Source organism: Granulicella tundricola MP5ACTX9, assembly GCF_000178975.2.
Taxonomy (GTDB): domain Bacteria; phylum Acidobacteriota; class Terriglobia; order Terriglobales; family Acidobacteriaceae; genus Edaphobacter; species Edaphobacter tundricola.
The window spans coordinates 1453188-1473078 of the sequence record NC_015064.1 but is presented as its reverse complement, the minus strand read 5'-3'; the positions used below and the strand labels follow the sequence as shown (position 1 = coordinate 1473078).

Below are 19891 nucleotides of genomic sequence, written 5' to 3'. Positions count from 1 at the left end.
CGGACACCCATGCGCCCTGCCCGTCTTTCTGTTCTCTTCTCCTTGGCGTTGTCCACCCTGCTCTATGGCTGCAGCTCTCCTGTAGCCCCCTTCACCAACCCATCTCAGCCCGCCGTAACCATCACCGGTAAAGTTCAAGCTGGCCAGCAGGCCGTCTCCGGCGCCACCATCCAGCTCTATACCGTAGGCACCACGGCCGATGGCTCAGCCGCCACACCGCTCCTCACCTCCACGGTCACCACGGATGCCAGCGGCAACTTCGCACTCAGCGGCCTCTATAGCTGCTCCCAGGCCACCCAGGTCTACGTCACCGCCGTGGGCGGGAACCCCGGTCTCTCGGCAGCGAATCCCAACCTCGCTGAAATGACCGCGATCGGCCCCTGCTCCAGCCTCACCCCCAACACCCTCATCTTCGTCAACGAACTCACCACCATCGCCGCCACATCCGCGCTCGCTCCCTACGCTACCTCCGCCCCTGCCATCGGTTCTTCCTCAGCCGACTCCACCGCCCTGGCCTCCGCCTTCACCCTGGCCGGCGAACTGGTTAACACGGTCACCGGCACCACGCCAGGCACCGCAGTACCTGCAGGCTCCACAGTCCCAATCTCGCTGATCGACACACTCGGCAATATCATCTCCGGTTGCACCCACTCAGCCGGAGGAGCCACCTCCGGCTCAACCTGCACCGCGATCCTCAACCTCACCACACCACCCAACAGCAAAGCCCCTTCCGATACCCTCCAGGCCCTCTTCAACATCGCCAATAACCCCACCCTCAACATCGGCCCGCTCTTTGCCCTGGACCCACCCACCGCTCCCTTTCAACCGCAGTTAGCCTCCGCGCCCGCTGACTTCGCCATCAAGCTGATGCCCCTCATCAGCTCATCGACTCTCACCATCACCCCATCCAGCCTCGCCTTCTCAGCGACAACCCTGGGCTCCGTTGGCCCGGCGGCAACCGTCAGCATCACCAATCCCGGCACAACCGCGGTCGCCCTCAGCTCAGTCGCAATCGCCGGCGTCAACTCGGCTGACTTCACCCAGACCAACACCTGCGGCACCAGCATCGCCGGCGGGGCCACCTGCCAGGCACTCGTCACCTTCGCCCCAGCCGCCACCGGCACTCGCAACGCATCTCTGGTCTTCACCTCCAGCGCCACCGGTTCGCCTCAGACCGTAGCTCTCACCGGCACAGGCGCAGCCGCCACCGTCGGCCCTATCGCCTTCAGCCTTCCATCCCTCAGCTACAACGTCGACGACAGCATCCAGGACGTGAACCTCCAAAACCTGGGGAACGTGCCCCTCACCATCAGCAGCATCGCCACAGACAACACAAACTTCGAGGTTGAAAGCAGTAACTGTGGAACAACGCTCGCCGCCCAGTCGGTCTGCACCATCTCCGTCCGCACCCTTGGCTTTTTATGGAGCGGCTCGACGACACTGTACTCAACCTACACCGGCAACCTCATCGTCAATAGCAATGCCTCCGCCGGACCGCAGACGCTCCCTCTTTCCTCCACCAATACCCTCTATCTCCCAGCCATCCCGGCCGACTTTGGAGCGTCGCCCGTAGGCATCACCCAGACCAGCGGCACCATCACAGCATCCCCCGGTTCTTACTACGAATCAGCGAGCCTTAGTACCTCCATAGGCGGTGCCAACGCCTCGGACTTCGCCGTCTCACCCGCTTCGTGCAACGTGCCAGTCTCTTCAGTCACCAACTGCAGCCTGGCCATCAGCTTCACGCCATCGGCCTCCGGCACACGCAGCGCCATGCTCTATGTGGCCACCGGAAACGATTCTCCCAACTCAGCCACCAACAAGCAGTACCTCAGGCTCTCCGGCATTGGAAACACAACCGGGCCATCGTTCGCCGTCACCTATAAATCCTCAACGCAAACCCGTGGTTACGCCATCCTCAACACCGCCGGAACCGCCTCAAACACAGACACCTACACCGTACTCAACACCGGCAGCACAATCATCTCTTTGAGCGCTGCCCTGACCGGCTCAGCCGCCGCCGACTACACCTCCACCAATAACTGCGTCTCTATATCTCCCAGCAGCTCCTGCACGCTCAATGTCGTATTCACCGGCTCAAGCGTCGGAACCTTCCCCGCCACACTTACCTTGACGGACACTGTCTCCACATCCTCCCAGCCTCTTCAACTCTCCACCCTCGTTCAGTACCCAACCCCCGTCCCCTCCCCGTACTCAACAGACTTCGGCACTCAGCCCCTCAACATCGCCGCGACGCGAAACGTCTTCATCACCAGCGGAACCTACGGCTCAACCCTCGAAGAACCGGTCACCGCCTCCATAACCACCGGCTCCGGCGTCTTCTCACTGCCCGGAGGCTCAACCTGCCCCGCCAGCACCAGCCAGACCTGCACTCTGACCGTCGCCTTCACCCCCACAGCCGTCGGCAACTTTACCGGAACCCTCACCCTCACCGGCCAGACCAGCGGCAATCAGGCCAACTATCCACTCTCTGGCGGTGGCGGCGTCGCCACACTGGCCCTGTCGCCGGCATCGCTCACCTTCCCGGTGAGGACAGTCGGAACCACCTCGACTCCCATGAACGTCACGGTCTCCAGCACCGCAGCCCTTTCGCTCAACATAAGTTCCATCACCATCACCGGCGTCAACAGCAACGACTTCACCCAGACAAATAACTGCACCGCGGTTACCGTCAGTTCGACCTGCACCATCGCCGTGACCTTCACCCCTACGGCCATCGGCACCAGCAACGCAAACCTGGTTCTTACCTCCAACGCCACCGGCTCTCCTCAGACCGTGCCTCTCACCGGTACAAGCGCAGCCGCCACCGTTGGCCCCATCGCTTACAGCCTCGCATCGCTCAGCTACACCGTCGATGGCAGCATCCAGGACGTGAACCTCCAAAACCTCGGCTCCGCTCCCCTCACCATCAGCAGCATCGCCACAGACAATACAAACTTTAAGGTAGAGAGCAATACCTGTGGAACCATGCTCGCCGCCCAGTCTGTCTGCACCATCTCCGTGAGCACAGGTGGCTTCAACATAATCAACCAGCAGTACAGCACCTATACCGGCAACCTCGTCGTAAGTGACAATGCCACCGCCGGCCCGCAAACTCTTCCTCTCTCCTCCACCAACACCATCTCTATCTCGACTGTCCCGACAGACTTCGGAGCATGGCCCATCAACACCACGAGGACGGGAGGCATCATCACAGCCAACACCGGCAGCTACTATACCTCTGACGCTCTCCTGGCCGCGGTCGGTGGCACCAACGCCTCAGACTTCGCTGTCTCTCCGAGCGGTTGCAGCATTCAGGCCAACACCTCGCCTTCCAACTGCAGCCTTGCCATCAGCTTCACGCCCTCAGCCACTGGCACGCGCAGCGCCAAGCTTTACGTCAGCAATGCTTCCGGAACGCCAAACTCGCAGTACTTCAGACTCTCCGGCACAGGCGATGCCACAGGCCCCTCCTTCGTACTCACTTACAAATCTTCCACCGGCTCCCCTGTCCTGAATACCAGCGGCACCGCCTTCTACACCAACACCTACACCGTCCTCAACAACGGCACCACCACCTTGACTCTCAGCGGCATCGTCAGCGGTCCCGCCGCCGCGAACTACTCGTCAAACAGCAACTGTAGTTCCATCGCTCCCAACAACTCCTGCACCCTCAACGTCACCTTCAACGGCGCCAGCCACGCAACCTACCTGGCCACCCTCACCTTGAGCGACAGCTTCTCGAGCTACTCTCAACCTCTTCAACTTTCAACGGTCGTTCAATACCCCACCCCGATCCTCTCGCCCAACTCACTGACCTTCAGCGCGCAGCCACTTAACACCACCACAACACAAAGTCTTACCATCTCAAGCGGCACATACGGCTCCACGCTGGAAGAGCCGGTCACAGCCGCACTGGATACGTCCAGCATCTACTCCAACGCCTTCTCCCTGCCCGCAGGCTCAACCTGTCCAGCGAGCACAAGCCAAACCTGCACCCTGACAGTAGCCTTCACGCCCACAGCCGCCGCCAACGGAGTCAACGGAAGCGTCATCTTCACAGGTCAGATCAGCGGCAACAAGGCTTACCTTGCACTCTACGGAATCGCCGGCTCGCCCGCACTTTCCCTCTCACCAACCTCACTCACTTTTCCGGCACGCGCGCTCGGAACCACCTCCGTTCCCATGAACGTGACCGTCTCCAACACCGGAACCCTGCCGCTCAACATAAGCTCGATCACCGTCACCGGAGCCAACATCAGCGACTTCACCCAGACCAATAATTGCTCCACCGTTGCCGTCGGCTCGACCTGCACCGTCGCCGTCTCCTTCACCCCCGGAGCCACCGGCTCTGGCAACGCGTCTCTGGTTCTGACCTCCAACGCCCCCGGCTCACCTCAGACCGTAGCTCTTACCGGCACAGGAGCAGCCGCCACCGTCGGCCCCGTCACCTTCAACTTCTCATCTCTCTCCTACACGGTAGGCAATAGCATTCGAGACGTAAAACTCCAGAACCTCGGGTCCACTCCGCTCACCATTACCGGCATCGCCACTGACAACACAAACTTCAAGGTTGAAAGCAACACCTGCGGAACGACGCTCCTCGCTCAATCCCTCTGCACCATCTCCGTCCAGACTCTCGGCTTCGGCTTCAGCGGAATCACCTTGAACTACACCTCCTATACCGGCAACCTCGTCGTAACGGACAACGCCACAAGCGGGCCTCAAACCCTTCCTCTAACCTCCACCAACACCGTCGAGGTCGGAGCCACAGCAGACTTTGGGGCTTGGCCCGTGGAAACCACTCACACCGGGGTCATCAGCTCCTCCTCCGGCACTTACTACCAAAGCTCGGCGGTTTCCTTCGTGCTCGGTGGCATAAATGCCTCCGATTTCGGTCCCTCAGGGGGCGGTTGCTACACAACGGCACTTCAAAACTCCTCCTGCAGCGAAAATCTCTCCTTCACCCCATCGGCAACAGGCGTCCGCAGCGCGGTACTTTATGTCAACTCTTCCAATCTGTCTGCAGACGCAAGCCAGTATTTCAGGATCTCCGGCACCGGTGACCCTGTTGGGCCCTCCTTTATAGCCACCTATAAATCCTCCACGCAAAGCCGTGGACGCGTCGTCCTCACCACCGCCGGAAGCGCAACCAATACCGATACCTACACCATCCTGAACAACGGGAGCACCACCCTCACCCTCAGCGGCATGGCCAGCGGCTCAGCCGCCGCCAACTATTCGTCCACCAGTAACTGCGCCTCGATCGCTGCCGGCAGCTCCTGCGCCTTCAGCGTCACCTTCACCGGAACCAGCATCGGAACCTTCCCCGCAACGCTGACCATAAGCGATAGTCTCTCCAGCTACTCCCAGTCCCTTCCAGTCTCCACCACCGTTGTTTACCCCACACCAACACCCTCATCAAGCTCACTGAACTTCAACGCTCAGCCTCTCAACTCCACCACAACGATGAGTGCGACCATCTCCAGCGGCACGTATGGTTCCACGCTGGAAGAACCAGTCACAGCGACGTTTATGAGCAACTCCAGCAGCTTCTTCTCCCTGACCAACGGCTCAACCTGTCCAGCCGGCACCAGCCAGGTCTGCACCCTGACCGTCGCCTTCACCCCCACAGCCGTCGGCTACGTCAGCGGAGCCATCATCCTCACCGGTCAGACCAGCGGCAACCAGGGCTACCTTAACCTCTACGGAATCGGCGGATTGCCCGCGCTCTCACTCTCACCTACCTCACTCACCTTCCCGGCACGCTCGGTCGGAACCACCTCCGTTCCCATGAACGTAACCGTCTCCAATACCGGAAACCAGCCGCTCAACATAAATTCGATCAACGTCATCGGAGCCACCAACAACAACTTCACCCAGACCAACAACTGCACCCAGGTTGCCGCCGGATCGGCTTGCACCATCGGCGTCACCTTCGCCCCCACAGCCTCTGGCTCTCAAGCGGCGTCCATCCGCATCATCTCCAACGCATCCACCTCGCCGGACACGATCACGCTCTCCGGCTCCACGAACTAGGCGGCCGCGCTAAGTCCCCGGTTGCCGATACTTCGCCCCCACCATCATCCGCCGCTCATCCCCTCGCGGATCGCTCCCCACCTTCGACACCCGGTCAAACATCATCGTCTCCCGATCCTTCAGCCCATAAACCGGCCAGTCGACGGCCCCCGTCCGCGCAAACTCAATCAGCATCCCGCTCATCCGCGTAGCCAGTGGCTGAGCCGTAGCAATCTCCGCCTCACTCGCCCCCACCATGCCCGGCGAGAGCCGCAGGTTATCGAACACAAACGCCAGATCCTCCGTGTGCGGAGCACGCCCATCCGCCGTGGGCGACGGAAAATCCATCTGGTACACCCACGTCCGCTTCGCGCTCACCGGGTCCGACGCCCGCCGCTCCGCCTCGATCACCTGCCCCGGCCACGACCGGAAAGCAGCCATCGCAGCCACAAACACATCCACCGGCTTATACCCCGGATACCACCTCCGGTATGCCGCCACAATCTCCTCAACCGGATAAGGCCCACGAAACTCCGCAATCGCCTTCCCCAACTCCGCAGGCAGTGTCTCCCACGTAAGACCCGCCTGCCGCCACGCCGTCCCGCCCATGATCTCGTCCTTCGTATTCCCCAGAATCATCGGGATCTTCGCCGACATTCCCGGCGCATCCGGGTCGAACGGGTCCCTTGCCAGCACCCACCCGTCCTTCACCGGCAGCCAGCTTCCCGTAGTCCTCGCCCCCGCCTGGATCTGCTCCATCGTCAGCCCATCCAAAGCCTCAGCAGTCACTTGACCAGGCTTCGCAGGGTCGAGCCCCATAGCCTTCAGCGCCACCTTAGCCCGCTCCGTAGCCAACGCCATCGGAGCCGCCCACACCTGCTGCCCGCTCATCGTCAGCACCCGATGAAACAACCCCTTAGCACTCTCCATCGCCATCAGCGTCGCGCACTTCGCCCCACCACCCGACTGCCCAAAGATCGTTACCCGCCCCGCATCCCCACCAAACTCCGCGATATTGTCCCGCACCCATTCGAGCGCCAACACCAGATCCAGCATCCCCACATTGCCTGAGTCCTTGTACCGCTCTGCCAGCCCAGGCAGACTCGCCAACTCCATATATCCAAACGCATTCAGCCGATGGTTCACCGTCACCACCACCACATCCCCCCGCTGACAAAGCCGCCGCCCATCATACAAATCCGCGTTCACAGTCCCGTTGTTATAAGCCCCGCCATGGATATAGAACACCACCGGCCGCTTCTTCCCATCCCGAAGCCCCCGCGTCCAAACGTTCAGATAAAGACAATCCTCACTCTGCACCCCTTGATCCGCCGGCAGATGATAATGCCCATCCTCAACAGCTCTCTGCCCCCGTTCCGCCCCCTGCTGCTGCGGAGCCCGGTGCGGCCACTCCGTACAAGCCTTCACCCCGGCCCAGGCCGCCACCTTCTTCGGAGCCATAAACCGAGTCCCCCGCGTATCCGCCCCATACGCAATCCCCTTGAACACCTTCACCCCATCCACCAAAGCCCCCGAAACCCGCCCACCAGAGGTCTTGGCAACACGCACCCCCTCACCCAGCGCCCCCACCGGCCCCATCACAGCAGCCATACCCACCAACCCCGAGTACCGCAAAACCGCCCGCCGCCCAACCATCACCGATGCACTCATAGCCCACAATCCTAACCGGAACGTTATACCCTAACCAAAAGCACTGCCCCATCACTCATCATCACTTCATTCAACTGCACCTCCACTGCCCTATGAACTTCACCCGACGCCGCGGAGCCATCGCCACAGCCATCACCCTCGGCTCCCTGCTCGTCGGCCTCGCCGTCACGCTCAACATCGCCTGGATCGTCAACAACGAGGCCCGCCTCGCCTACACCATCCTCGGCGTCATCCTCTTCAGCATCCTCGTCGCCGGCGTCGTCCTCAACACCGTCTTCCTCGTCCGTGAGGTCCGCCGCAACGAGCGCCAGGACTCCTTCCTGAACGCCGTCACCCACGAGCTCAAAACCCCCATCGCCAGCATCCGTCTCTACGTCGAAACCCTCCAGCGCCGCCCCCTCGACGAAGCCCAGCGCCAGAAGTTCTACTCCATCATGCACGCCGATTCAGACCGCCTCCTCGCCACCGTAGAGCAGGTCCTCAAAGCCGGCGAGCTAGGCCAGCGCCAGCGCCAGCAAAACCGCCAGCACCTCGACCTCGAACCCCTGGCCGCCGACTGCATCCGCATCACCCTCGAGCGCCACCACCTCCCACCCGAAGCCATCACCCTCGATCCCGTCCCCGGAGCCGTCCGCCTCCGCGTCAACGGCATCGCAGAGGACCTCCGTACCGCCATCCTCAATCTCCTCGAAAACGCCGTAAAGTACAGCCCCAACCGAGTCGACATCCGCGTAGCCCTTGCCATCACCAACTACACCAACGCCGCCCTCACCATCCAGGACCACGGCCTCGGCATCCCGGAGCGCGAGCTCAAACGCATCTTCAAACGCTTCTACCGAGTCCCCGGCCGCTACGAAATCAAGATCAAAGGCACCGGCCTCGGCCTCTTCCTCGTCCGCACCATAGCCCGCCAGCACGGAGGCTCCATCACCGCCGCCAGCAAGGGTGCCAACCAGGGCACCACCATGACCCTCACCCTGCCTTTGGCACAGTAAGATCGAACCGTGATCCTCTGGAACTCCTTCGTCCTCGCCTTCAGCGCGCTTCTCCCGCTCATCAACCCCCTGGGCTCCGCCCTCGTCTTCCTCGGCCTCGTCGGCGAAGCCTCTCCCCAGACCTACCGCATCCTCGCCCGCCGCATCGCCATCAACACCGCCATCTTCCTCGCCGTCATCGAGCTTCTCGGCTCCGCCCTCCTCAACTTCTTCGGCATCTCCCTCCCCATCGTCCAGCTCTCCGGAGGCATGGTCGTCGCCGCCATCGGCTGGTCCCTCCTCAATGAAAAGGACGCCCAGGCCGCCACCAACAACAAAAAGATGGAGCTCGAAGCACGCACCGAAGCGCATGACGAGACCCTTTCCCAGAAGACTTTCTATCCCTTCACCTTCCCCATCACCGCCGGCCCCGGCACGGTCGTGGTCATGCTCACCCTTAGCGCCCACGCCTCCGACCACGTCGTCAGCACCAACGTCCTGGCCCATCTCGGAGTCTTCCTGGCCGCCGTAGTCCTTTGCGCCCTCGTCTACATCTGCTACGCCTTCGCCCCCGCCATCACCCGAGCCATCCCACCCTCCACCGCCCACGGAGTCCTCCGCGTCATCGCCTTCATCCTCCTCTGCATCGGCGTCCAGATAGCCTGGAACGGCCTCTCCGCCCTCATCGCCACCCTCCACCTCACGTAGCCTGCCTGTCAGGCAAGACTTGTTTCTGGTATTTTCCCAGCAAGTGCGCCTATGATTCACGTATGGCCGTCGAGACTGCAACCGTCCCTCAATACGCTGTTCTCAGCACCAACGGTGAGCTTCTTCTGTCATCGGAAATGCAGGAAAGTTTGGGCCTGCATCCCGGCTCGCGCGTTGCCATGTCAATTCAGCAAGGCCGTCTGGTCCTTGAGCCTGCAGCCGACGATCTACTGGAAGAACTTCAGCGAACCTTCGCCGGCGGCCCCAGCCTTGAAGACGAACTCTACGCAATGAGGCGCGAAGAGCGCGAACACGAAGCTCGCAAATCGGGATGTTGACCTACGTCTTTGAAGCGAGTTCTCTCCTCCGCTTCCTCGATAATGAAGCCGGTGCGGATCGCGTGAAAGAACTACTCAATCTTTCACGGAATGGTGTGTGCCACGCCGAAATCTCTGCCGTTCATTGGGGCGAAATGGTCTCCACGATTGCCCGGAAGCGCGGTCTCCAACACGTCGCGGAACTCTCGAAACTTCCCGCGCCTTACCACCTCAATATCATCCCGGCTACCGCTGACCGCGCCCACCGTGCAGGCCTGATCAAGTTCACGCAAAAGATCCCATACGCGGACGCATTTGCCGTTGAGTTGGCCAGCGATTCCCCCGACCACATCCTCATCACTGCAGACTTCGACATGAAACCAGCCGAAAACGACATCCAAATCGAATTCCTCCCCACAAAGCAAACCCCGTGACCACACCCACCGACTCCCCCCTCATCCTCCTCGTGGAAGACGAAGAGCACCTCGCCCAGGGCCTCCTCTTCAACCTTGAAGCCGAAGGCTACCGCACCCGCCACTTCGCCGACGGAGCCGAAGCCCTCACCTGGCTCCTCGAAACCCAGGACCCCATCGGCGCCATCCTCCTCGACGTCATGCTCCCAGGCAAAGACGGCTTTGAGATCGTCAGCACCCTCCGCGACCAGCACCTCTACTTCCCCGTCCTCATGCTCACCGCCCGTTCCAACCCCCAGGACATCCTGGAAGGCCTCAACGCCGGCGCGGACGACTACCTCCCCAAGCCCTTCGACCTCGAAATCCTCCTCGCCCGCCTCAAGACCATGCTTCGCCGAGCCGCCTGGCAGCGCACCACCCCCGACGCCCCCGAACCTGACCCCGCGCCCTCAAAAGACGTCTACCTCTTCGCCACCCGCGAGATCCACTTCGACACCCTCGAGCTCGTCGTCCCCAACCGTCCCACCATCCACCTCACCCTCATGGAAGCCGACCTCCTCCGCTTCCTCACCGACCGCGCCGGCCAGATCGTCCCCCGCAAGGACATCCTGGAGCAGGTCTGGCGCGTCCACGAAGACACCGACACCCGCGCCATCGACAACTTCATCGTCCGCCTCCGCCGCTACATCGAAGACGACCCCGCCGACCCCAAACACCTCCTCACCGTCCGCGGCATAGGCTACCGCTTCCTCCCCAACCCCTGAATCAGCACAATGGGTGCCCCATGTCCCGCTTCTGGGACATGGGTTTCAACGAGCCGGCACCACATCACCCCGCCGCCGCTCCCACATCCGCCGTCCCCACACCACCAGACTCCTAACCATCACCCCCGCCACCAGCACCAACCCACCCACCACCCCAGCCGCCACATACGGATGATGCACCGCCACCCACGTCAACCCGATCGCCCCCACATCCTCCATGGAACTCAGCGCAATATTGGAAACCGGCTCCGGACTAGGCGTCACCAGCCCCCTCACCGCCAGCTTCGACCCATGCGCCAGCGCCGCCACCACCGCACCCAGCACAGTCACCAGCACCTGCATCTCCGGCCGCAGATGCGACGTAGCCCCATACGCCAGCAGCCCCGCCACCGGCACCCTGACAAACGTCTGCGCCGCATTCCAGACCAAATCGAATGCCGGAATCTTATCCGCCACAAACTCCACCAGAAACAACCCCGCACTGATCCCGATCACCCACCAGCTCCCCACCACCTCCATCCCACCCGGCAACTGAACCCACCCCATCCGGCTCAACCCACCCAGCGTCAGCAGCGTCGCATAGACATTCAGCCCTGCCGCAAAGCTAACCCCAATCACCAGCCCCGCCAGATCCCCCGCCGAAATCCCCATCCCACACCCCCAAGCCTTTGCTTGTTCTTACTATCCCTTGCCGTTGCCTGTTCTTCTTTCTCCTGGCCTGCTTTGCCTTCCTATCCTAGTCCCGCCTCGGAATCGCTTTGAGCTGTCACCTAAGCTCACTCACCCAGGTAAAGATCCGCCTTGATCGTTCTTATCCATTTTGATCCCCATAGTCCGTCCCATCCCATTCCACAGAAGCCCCCTCAAGTCCGATCCCCCAAAACCTGCGTCTAACAAAAAGACAAGCCACGCCTAAGATAGATCCAGCCAGAGCACGCACCAAAGGACCCGCATCAATGAAGTCTTTCCTCAAAGCCGTAACCGCTGCCGCCGCCCTGACCTTCGCGACCACCGCCCTCGCCGCTCCCACGCGCCCCCAGCTCCGCGTCACCGCATACGTCATCCACGCCGAGCTCGACCCCGCCTCCTCCAGGCTCTCCGCCACCACCGCCGTTACCTTCACCGCGCTGGAAGACCTCTCCACCCCCACCTTCGAGCTCAACAACGGCCTCGCCCTCACCTCCGTCACCGATTCCGCCCAGCACACCCTCACCTCCGAGCGTCTCTCCACCCAGAACGCCGTCCGCTTCACCCTCGCCACCGCCATCCCCAAAGGCACCTCCACCACCTGGACCTTCACCTACTCCGGCGCACTCACCGGCTCGGACACCAGCCCCGTAGAAGGCATCAAGCTCGCAGCCGTAGCCGACCCCATCTCCATGCTCCTCTACCCCGGCCGCTGGTTCCCTATCTCCCAGACCGGCCTTTACACAGACCGCTTCACCGCCGAGATGCACATCCGCGTCCCCTCGGACGAGCGCGTCGTAGCCTCCGGCCCCGTCGGCACCCCAGTCTCCGTCGGCAAGCAGACCGAGTATTCCTTCAACTGGACCAAGCCCGGCTTCCCCGGCACCGTAGTCGCCGGCAAGTTCCTCGCCCCGCAAACCGTAGGCAACTTCAAGATCTACGTCACGGAAAAGCGCAAACTCGGAGCCCTGGCCTTCGGTGAAACTGCCGCCAAGGAGTTCGAGTTCATGTCCACCACCTTCGGCCAGCCTGAAACCGGTGCCATGTCCATCGTCGAGCTTCCTGAAGACGGTGTCTCAGCCTCCTGGGGTCCCGGCATCGCAGCCATCGCAGGCAACCGCATCATGGACCACAACTCCGCCCGCCTCCTGGCAAACACGTTGGCCCACCAGTGGTGGGGCTCTGAGGTCTCCCCTGCCACCCTCAACGACGCCTGGATCACCAACGGCATGTCCCGTTACGCCGAGCTCATGTACGTCGAAGACGCCTCCGGCTCCCAGGCCTTCCAGACCGCCGTCGGCGATGTCTCGGCCGGCGCCCTCGCCTACGATACCGAGCCCCTCTCCACCCTCGGCCGCCTCGATCCCTTCTCCCCCCAGTTCCAGTCCATGACCCTTGAAAAAGGAGCCATGGTCTTCCACATGCTCCGCTGGGAGATGGGCAACGAGGGCTTCACCCGCTTCCTCCGCGAAACCCTCAGCCAGTACACCGACAAGGGCATCCGCAGCCGCGACCTCGAGACCGTAGCCGAAGCCCAGAACCGCAACGCCGGCGGCGAACAGTCCACCCTCCAGCCCTTCTTCTCCCAATGGGTCGACGGCACCGGAGCCCCCCAGTTCAACGACAAGTACACCGTCTACCGCCTCGGCAACAACAAGGGCTTCCGCACCGTAGGAGCCATCACCCAGGACCTCGACCTCTTCCGCATGCCCGTCGAACTCCGCATCGAGACCGAAGGTAAAACAGAAACCCGCCGCGTAGACGTAGCCGGCACCGACTCCCAGTACGAGGTCGAAACCTTCGGCCGCCCCCGCCGCATCACCATCGACCCCCAGGGCTGGCTCCTCAAAACCACCCCCGATCTAGCCGTCAAAGTAGCCGTCCTCCGCGGTCAGCAACTCGTAGCCCAGGGCGACCTGACCGGAGCCCTGGTCGAATATCAAAAAGCCCTCGACGCCAACAAAAATAGCTCTTTAGCGGCTTATCGAATCGGCGAAATCTTCTTCAACCAACACAACTTCCAGTCCGCAGCCAACAGCTTCCGCGACTCCCTCCGCGGCGACGGCGACCCCAAGTGGACCGAGGTCTGGTCCCACGTAGAACTAGGTCGCATCTTCGACGTCACCGGCCAGCGCGAGCGCGCCGTCAACGAGTACCGCCTCGCCGTCCAAACCAACGACAACACCCAGGGAGCCATCAACGAAGCCCGCAACCTCATGATCCACCCCTACACCCGCACCCCCACCGACAACTAGCTTCAACACCGGAACGATGGGTGCCCCATGTCCCGCTTCTGGGACATGGGTTGTAGCGGCACAATCATTCAAACCTAAGCGCCTCAATCGGATCCATCCTCGCCGCCTTCATCGCCGGAACCATCCCACTGATCACCCCCACCACCGCCAGGATCCCCACCGCCACCCCCAGACTCCCCGGCGAGATCGTCAGATGGATATCCGCATCCGTAGCATTACTAGCCAGCGCGCTATAAAACGGAATCGACCCCGCCGCCAGACTTACAAAGTAAGCAATCCCGATCCCCAGCAGCCCCCCAACCCCCGTAATCGCCATAGCCTCCGCTAAAAATTGCAGCAGAATATGCCGCCTCCGAGCCCCCAGCGCTTTCTCGATCCCAATCTCCTTCGTCCTCTGCTGCACGCTCACCAGCATGATGTTCATTAGCCCCACGCCCGCAATCCCCAGCGTCAGCGCCCCGATAAACGAAAGCAAAACCTGCAGCCCCAGCGAGATCAGCCGAAACTGAGAAAGCTGCTTCATCAGATTCGCAACATAGATCGCATTGTGGTCGCTGGCCCGGAACCCATGCGCCGTAGCCAGGGTCTCCCGCGCCGCCTTCTCCGTCGCCTCAAAGTCCCCGTGATAGCTGAACCACACCCCATCGATATACTTCGTATCCTTGATATCGCCAATTGTCGAAAACGGCACATTGATCCCCCGGTTGATATCCGAGTCCCCCTCCTGCATCTTCGCCACCTGCACCCCCACCACCTGGAATGACACCCCATTCAGCCGGATCGTCTCCCCCACCGCCTCCCGCCCGCCAAACAGCTTCGTCTTCGCCTCACTCCCGATCATCGCCACATGCGCCCGCGTCTCCACGTCGCCCTCCGTCAACTGCCGCCCATCCGCCACATCCAGCTTCTGAATCGTCTGCAGCTCCGGCTTGATCCCATCCACCTCCCACGAGTAGCTATGCAGCTCGTTCGACACCGGAACCGTCTTCGCCACAAACGGCGAGACTAAGATGACTCCACCCACGCTCTCCTGAATCCGCTCCACGTCTTCGATCGTCAGCCGAACCGCCACCCCCGCCTTCGCTCCACCCGCCTGCTCGCTCGTCCGCCCCGGAAACACGCCAATCTCGTTCGTTCCAAACTGCGCAAAGATCGCCTCGATCGCATGACCGAACCCCGCGCCAAACGCCAGCAGCAGCACCACCGTCGCAATCCCCCAAGCCATCCCCACCACCGTCGTGATCGTCCGCCGGCGATTATGCTTCATCGCCTCAACCGCCTGCCCCCATATATCCGTCAGCATCTCTTAGTCCTTCCTCAAAGCTTCCACCGGCTCCAGCATCGCCGCTCGCCGAGCAGGCACCAGCCCAGCCAGGCATCCCGAAATCGTCAAAGTCCCCACCGCCAGCGCCACAGACCACGGCACCAGCCGCGGCGGATCGAACCCATTCGTATTCGTCCCAGCCACCGCCGTCAGCACGCTCATCAGTGTCCCCGCCCCCACAATCCCCACCGCCCCACTCACGCCGGTGAGCAGCAAGCCCTCCAGAAAAAACATCGCCATCACGCTCTTATTCGTCGCCCCCAGCGCCTTCCGCAGCCCAATCTCCTTCGTCCGTTCGCTCACCATCACCAGCATGATGTTTACGATCCCCACCGCTCCCAGCGCCAGCGTCACAATCCCCACCGCCCCCAGGAATAGGTCCATCGCCGTAAAGATCACCCCCACCATCTTGTTGTTCTTGATCGTGTCCCACTCCTCAAACGCATCCTTGCTCAGCGGATCGAACCCATGCCGCGCCCCAATCACACGATGCACCTCCGTCTTCGCGGTCTCGTTCAACTCCTCCGTCGCCGGCTGATACTGGATCGACGAGACCGAGTCCGCCGGAATATTCTCCCCCTTCAGCGGAAAGCTCTGCAGCATCACCGAGATCGGCACATACACCTTCTGGTTATCGCCGTCGTTGTTTCCCCGGCTGATCCCCGCCGCCACCCCCACCACCAGGAACCGTTCCCCATTGATCGTGATGTAAGCCCCCACCGCCGGACGATCCTCCGGAAACAGCAGCTCCGCATTCTTCTTCCCCAGCACCACCACCCGCCGAGCCGTCGCCACATCCTCCGCATCCAGCAGCCGCCCCTTCGCGAGCGGCAGGTTCCGAATCTCCGGATAGTTCGCTTCCACCCCCAGAGCCTGCCCACCCGCGCTTGAAAACTCACTGACCTGCTTTAGATCCCCACGGCTCACCACTGCCGTAGCGTTCCTCACATGCGGAGCCTGCTCCATAATCGCCTTCTCATCGCTCAGCGTGACCTTATAAGCCCGCATCCCCGTATGCTGATTCGGCACCGCCGGAACATTCCCACCCTCCAGGAAGATCACATCCGACCCCAGCTCCTTCAAGCTCCGCGTCTGCCCTGACCGAAACCCCTCACCCAGCCCAATCAGCAGCAGCAGCGAAGCCACACCCCACGCAATCCCGAACATCGTCAAAAACGAGCGCAGCCGGTTGGCCCAGATGGACTGAAAGATCTGCCGAAGGATATCGCTGAGGGAGAGCACACCCCGCAGTACGCACCCAGCCAGTTTTTCGTTCCACCCTTGCTAACTAGTTCATTAGTTCTCCCGTCTCACCATACAGACCGATGCCGCCGAAGCCCTCCATCACGTTGACCGAAGCCGAGCTCAGACTCATGCGCGTCCTCTGGCTGCGCGGCCAGTCCTCCGTCAGCGACATGGTCACCGCCCTCGAGCACACCACACCCCTCGCCTACAACTCCGTCCTCACCACCATCCGCGTCCTCGAAACCAAGGGCTACGTCACCCACACCCAGGAGGGCCGAGCCTTCCTCTACAGCCCCTCCATCGCCCAGCACGAGGCCAGCCGTTCAGAGATCGGGCACGTCCTCCAGCGCTTCTTCGGCAACTCCCGCGAGCGCCTCCTCCTCTCCCTCCTCGGCGACGACGAAATCACCCCCGAAGAGCTTCAGCGCCTCAAGCAGGCCATCGCCAACACCCCGGATGACGCCGCACCCGCATCAGAGAAGGAGCAGGACTGATCATGCTCCCACTCCTCCAGCACCTATCCGCGTCAGCCGCCGCCTCACTCATCACCTCCACGGTAGAAGCAGCCCTCCTCGCCATCAGCGTAGCGATCTGCCTCCGCCTCATCCCGGACCTCTCCGCCACCGTCCGCTCCATCCTCTGGACCGCAGTCTTCCTCGTCGCCGCTGCCCTGCCCTTCCTCACCCCCACGGCCTCAGGCAGCCCATCCACAAGCACCGCAACCCCCATCGCCCTCAGCATCGACTGGGCCATCGGCATAGCCGCCTTCTGGGCCGCACTCTCCCTCTTCCGCATAGCCCAGCTCCTCCGCAGCGCCGTCCACCTCAACGGAGTAGCCCGCCGCTCTGAACTCATAATCAGTGACGCTGCAAGCCACGCCCCCATCGCCACCTCCACCGAAATCGACATCCCCTGCGTAGCCGGCTTCTTCGCCCCGCGCATTCTCATCCCCACAAGCCTCTACGCCGCCCTCCCCCCATCCGAACTAGCCCAGATCATCACCCACGAGCAGGCCCACCTCAACCGCTTCGACCACTGGACCAACCTCCTCCAGAAGCTCCTCATCGCCCTCTACCCCATCCACCCCGTCCTCCTCTGGATCGAGCGCCGCCTCTGCATCGAACGCGAACTGGCCTGCGACGACGCCGTCCTGCGGCAAACCGGAGCACGCAAGCAGTACGCCCTCTGCCTCACCAACCTTGCAGAAAATGGATTGGCCCGCCGAGGCTTCACCCTGGCCCTCCGCGCGTGGGAGCGCCAGTCCGAGCTCACCCGCCGCGTCCTCCGCATCCTTGAGGTTCCCACCCGCCAGCTCCGCCCCACCCAGTCAGCAGCGGTAGTGGCAACCCTCCTCGCCGCCCTCACCACCGGAGCCACCACCCTCGCCCACACCCCCCAGTTCATCTCCTTCAGCACGCCTGAAGCACCACAATCTCTCCATGAATCTCTCCGTGCCCCATCCATCGCAGAGCTTCATCGCGATGGGTGGGATGTAAACTCTCACCCCGCCACCTTCACCCCAACCACCAAACCCACCATGGTCAACACCTCTATGGAGCTCCCAACCAAACCCAAAAAGTCCCTAACCAAACTCAAGCCCACCAAAAAGCATTCCACCCCCATCACCCAGGCAGCCCTCCGCCAAACCCAACCCCAGCAGTGGATCATGCTGACTACCTTCCAATCCACGGAAGCCCCAGCCCACTACCACCAAGCCATCTTCCAGATTTCAGACGCAACCTACGCCGCGGTCCCCACGCAAGCCGGCTGGCTCATCATCGAACTCTAACCGCCAAACCATTTCCAGGAGCTTCAATCCATGTCCGCATCAACTAATAATCTAGTTTCAAAGATTAAGCACCACGCCCTCCCCACCGCAATCGCCACCACCATCGCCGTAGGCACCGTCCTCTTCGCCAACAGCAACGGAGTCCACGCCTCCGCCGTCACTGCCTCGCCACTCGACGATCACAGCGTCTCCGCCCTCACCTCGCTCGACACCGCCATGGAAGCAGTCACCGCCCGCGTCCAGCGCGCCGTCGTCAATATCTCCGTCACCTCCAAGGGCAACCCGGAAGAAGCCTCAGACGGCGACGACCAGAACTCCAGCCAGATGCAGGGCCAGGGTCAGGGCCAGTCCATGCAGGGCCTGCCCCCCGGCTTCGCCCAGTTCTTCGGACAGGGTGGCGGAGGCGGTCAGCGTATGGTCCCCCAGCAGCCGCAGGTCCAGCACGGCATCGGCAGCGGAGTCATCATCTCCTCTGACGGTTACATCGTCACCAACGACCACGTCGTAGCCGGAGCCACCCAGATCCGCGTAGCCCTCCACGACCGCCGCGTCCTCACCGGCCACGTCGTCGGCACAGACAAGCTCACAGACATAGCCGTAGTCAAGGTAGACGCAACCGACCTCCCCGCCATGTCCTGGGGCGACTCCTCCAAGCTCTTCCCCGGCCAGACCGTCCTCGCCTTCGGCAGCCCCTTCGGCTTCTTCCAGGACTCCGTCACCCGCGGCATCATCAGCGCCGTCAACCGCGCCAACCCCTACTCCACCGACGCCCGCAAGCCCGGCGCCTTCATCCAGACCGACGCCGCCATCAACCCCGGCAACTCCGGCGGCGCGCTCGTCAACACCCACGGCGAGCTCATCGGCATCCCCAACTCCATCATCTCCAACTCCGGCTCTTTCGCCGGCGTAGGCTTCGCCATCCCCGCCCAGATCGCCCGCGCCACCGCCGAGCAGCTCATCAAGCACGGCCACGTCGACCACGGCTACCTCGGCATCAGCATGAACGACGTCACCCCGGAGAACGCCCACTTCTTCAACCTCCAGGATGCATCCGGAGCTCTCGTCGCCCAGGTCACGCCCAACTCCCCCGCCAGCCGCGCCGGTCTGCGCCAGGGTGACGTCATCGCCCAGCTCAACGGCCAGAAGATCCTCAACGGGAGCGCCCTCCAGGTCGCCGTCAGCCAGGACGCTCCCGGCACGAAGATCGCCCTCGGCATCCTGCGTGACGGCAAGCCCCAGACCGTCGATCTCACCGTCGGCCAGTACGGCAAGGACGACCAGGTCGCCTCAAACGATGCCCCCGCCGGCTCCAACAAGGGCAAGCTCGGCATCGGCGTAGCCGACCTCACCCCGGACGTTCGCCAGCAGATCAACGCGCCCGATCAGGTCAAGGGTGTCGTCGTCGAAAGCGTCCGCCCGGACAGCCCCGCAGACGACGCCGGCCTCCAGCCCGGAGACGTGATTCTGGAGTTGAACCGCCAGCCCGCCTCCTCGGCCAGCCAGCTCATCTCCCAGATCCACAACGCCGGCAACAAGGACCTGCTGCTCCTCGTCTGGTCCAAGGGCAACGCCAGCTACCGCACCGTCCGCGCCGCCCAGAACGACCAGAACGGCTAACCCAACTCAACCCCAACGCCCCGCCGATCCCCATCGGCGGGGCCTCATTTCGTCCGGTGGGTCATGATGCGCCCGGAGGCCGAAGTCCAGACTTAACACACCCCGAATG

The 19891-nt window shown here is 62.4% G+C and carries 14 protein-coding genes; 10 read left to right on the top strand and 4 right to left on the bottom strand.

The annotated features are described in order from the left end of the window. The first annotated feature begins 9 nt into the window (after nt 1–9). Complete coding sequence (locus ACIX9_RS06215) at nt 10–6039, top strand: choice-of-anchor D domain-containing protein (protein ID WP_013579628.1); 6030 nt, start codon at nt 10–12, stop codon at nt 6037–6039. 9 nt (nt 6040–6048) lie between these two features. Here ACIX9_RS06215 and ACIX9_RS06210 read toward each other — a convergent pair whose 3' ends face one another. Beyond that, a complete protein-coding gene (locus ACIX9_RS06210; RefSeq protein WP_013579627.1) occupies nt 6049–7689 on the bottom strand; it encodes a carboxylesterase/lipase family protein in 1641 nt (546 codons plus the stop codon). Between the two features lie 92 nt (nt 7690–7781). Here ACIX9_RS06210 and ACIX9_RS06205 point away from each other — a divergent pair, with 92 nt between their 5' ends. The 5 genes from ACIX9_RS06205 (at nt 7782) to ACIX9_RS06185 (ending at nt 10865) form a co-directional block, all read left to right on the top strand. Continuing rightward, entirely contained in the window at nt 7782–8684 is a 903-nt protein-coding gene (locus ACIX9_RS06205) for a sensor histidine kinase (protein WP_013579626.1), read from the top strand. Between the two features lie 9 nt (nt 8685–8693). After that, nucleotides 8694–9371: a MarC family protein gene (locus ACIX9_RS06200; protein WP_013579625.1), complete on the top strand. Its 678-nt coding sequence runs from the start codon at nt 8694–8696 to the stop codon at nt 9369–9371. 62 nt (nt 9372–9433) lie between these two features. Next, nucleotides 9434–9709 (top strand): hypothetical protein, encoded by a 276-nt coding sequence (locus ACIX9_RS06195; protein ID WP_041596966.1) that lies wholly within the window; start codon nt 9434–9436, stop codon nt 9707–9709. After that, nucleotides 9703–10122, top strand: coding sequence for a PIN domain-containing protein (locus ACIX9_RS06190; protein WP_013579624.1), 420 nt, complete (start codon nt 9703–9705; stop codon nt 10120–10122). The genes ACIX9_RS06195 and ACIX9_RS06190 overlap by 7 nt, the downstream gene beginning before the upstream one ends. Then, nucleotides 10119–10865, top strand: coding sequence for a response regulator transcription factor (locus tag ACIX9_RS06185; RefSeq protein ID WP_013579623.1), 747 nt, complete (start codon nt 10119–10121; stop codon nt 10863–10865). Before ACIX9_RS06190 ends, ACIX9_RS06185 begins: the two co-directional genes overlap by 4 nt. A 45-nt stretch (nt 10866–10910) precedes the next feature. Here the strand turns inward: ACIX9_RS06185 and ACIX9_RS06180 are convergent, their stop codons facing one another. Continuing rightward, complete coding sequence (locus tag ACIX9_RS06180) at nt 10911–11516, bottom strand: DUF4126 domain-containing protein (RefSeq protein WP_013579622.1); 606 nt, start codon at nt 11514–11516, stop codon at nt 10911–10913. A gap of 305 nt (nt 11517–11821) precedes the next feature. Here ACIX9_RS06180 and ACIX9_RS06175 point away from each other — a divergent pair, with 305 nt between their 5' ends. After that, nucleotides 11822–13807, top strand: a complete 1986-nt coding sequence (locus ACIX9_RS06175; RefSeq protein WP_013579621.1) for a M1 family aminopeptidase — start codon at nt 11822–11824, stop codon at nt 13805–13807. A gap of 64 nt (nt 13808–13871) precedes the next feature. Here the strand turns inward: ACIX9_RS06175 and ACIX9_RS06170 are convergent, their stop codons facing one another. After that, nucleotides 13872–15110 carry an ABC transporter permease gene (locus tag ACIX9_RS06170; protein WP_013579620.1) on the bottom strand — a complete coding sequence of 413 codons (1239 nt, stop codon included), beginning with the start codon at nt 15108–15110 and terminating at the stop codon, nt 13872–13874. Between the two features lie 3 nt (nt 15111–15113). Beyond that, a complete protein-coding gene (locus ACIX9_RS06165; RefSeq protein ID WP_013579619.1) occupies nt 15114–16373 on the bottom strand; it encodes an ABC transporter permease in 1260 nt (419 codons plus the stop codon). An 83-nt stretch (nt 16374–16456) separates the two neighbouring features. On the opposite strand from ACIX9_RS06165, the gene ACIX9_RS06160 reads away from it, so the two are divergent. Genes ACIX9_RS06160 through ACIX9_RS06150 form a run of 3 tightly spaced genes read left to right on the top strand, consistent with a single transcriptional unit; the run spans nt 16457 to nt 19782 of the window. Next, nucleotides 16457–16870 (top strand): BlaI/MecI/CopY family transcriptional regulator, encoded by a 414-nt coding sequence (locus tag ACIX9_RS06160; protein ID WP_013579618.1) that lies wholly within the window; start codon nt 16457–16459, stop codon nt 16868–16870. A gap of 2 nt (nt 16871–16872) precedes the next feature. Beyond that, nucleotides 16873–18165 (top strand): M56 family metallopeptidase, encoded by a 1293-nt coding sequence (locus ACIX9_RS06155; protein ID WP_013579617.1) that lies wholly within the window; start codon nt 16873–16875, stop codon nt 18163–18165. Between the two features lie 30 nt (nt 18166–18195). After that, nucleotides 18196–19782 (top strand): Do family serine endopeptidase, encoded by a 1587-nt coding sequence (locus ACIX9_RS06150; RefSeq protein WP_013579616.1) that lies wholly within the window; start codon nt 18196–18198, stop codon nt 19780–19782. Nucleotides 19783–19891 lie beyond the last annotated feature (109 nt).

Excerpts from the sequence above, each read along its gene's own strand:
- ACIX9_RS06215 (WP_013579628.1), top strand. The coding sequence starts at position 10 with ATGCGCCCTGCCCGTCTTTCTGTTCTCTTCTCCTTGGCGTTGTCCACC.
- ACIX9_RS06210 (WP_013579627.1), bottom strand. The coding sequence starts at position 7,689 with ATGAGTGCATCGGTGATGGTTGGGCGGCGGGCGGTTTTGCGGTACTCG.
- ACIX9_RS06205 (WP_013579626.1), top strand. The coding sequence starts at position 7,782 with ATGAACTTCACCCGACGCCGCGGAGCCATCGCCACAGCCATCACCCTC.
- ACIX9_RS06195 (WP_041596966.1), top strand. The coding sequence starts at position 9,434 with ATGGCCGTCGAGACTGCAACCGTCCCTCAATACGCTGTTCTCAGCACC.
- ACIX9_RS06190 (WP_013579624.1), top strand. The coding sequence starts at position 9,703 with ATGTTGACCTACGTCTTTGAAGCGAGTTCTCTCCTCCGCTTCCTCGAT.
- ACIX9_RS06180 (WP_013579622.1), bottom strand. The coding sequence starts at position 11,516 with ATGGGGATTTCGGCGGGGGATCTGGCGGGGCTGGTGATTGGGGTTAGC.
- ACIX9_RS06175 (WP_013579621.1), top strand. The coding sequence starts at position 11,822 with ATGAAGTCTTTCCTCAAAGCCGTAACCGCTGCCGCCGCCCTGACCTTC.
- ACIX9_RS06170 (WP_013579620.1), bottom strand. The coding sequence starts at position 15,110 with ATGCTGACGGATATATGGGGGCAGGCGGTTGAGGCGATGAAGCATAAT.
- ACIX9_RS06160 (WP_013579618.1), top strand. The coding sequence starts at position 16,457 with ATGCCGCCGAAGCCCTCCATCACGTTGACCGAAGCCGAGCTCAGACTC.
- ACIX9_RS06155 (WP_013579617.1), top strand. The coding sequence starts at position 16,873 with ATGCTCCCACTCCTCCAGCACCTATCCGCGTCAGCCGCCGCCTCACTC.
- ACIX9_RS06150 (WP_013579616.1), top strand. The coding sequence starts at position 18,196 with ATGTCCGCATCAACTAATAATCTAGTTTCAAAGATTAAGCACCACGCC.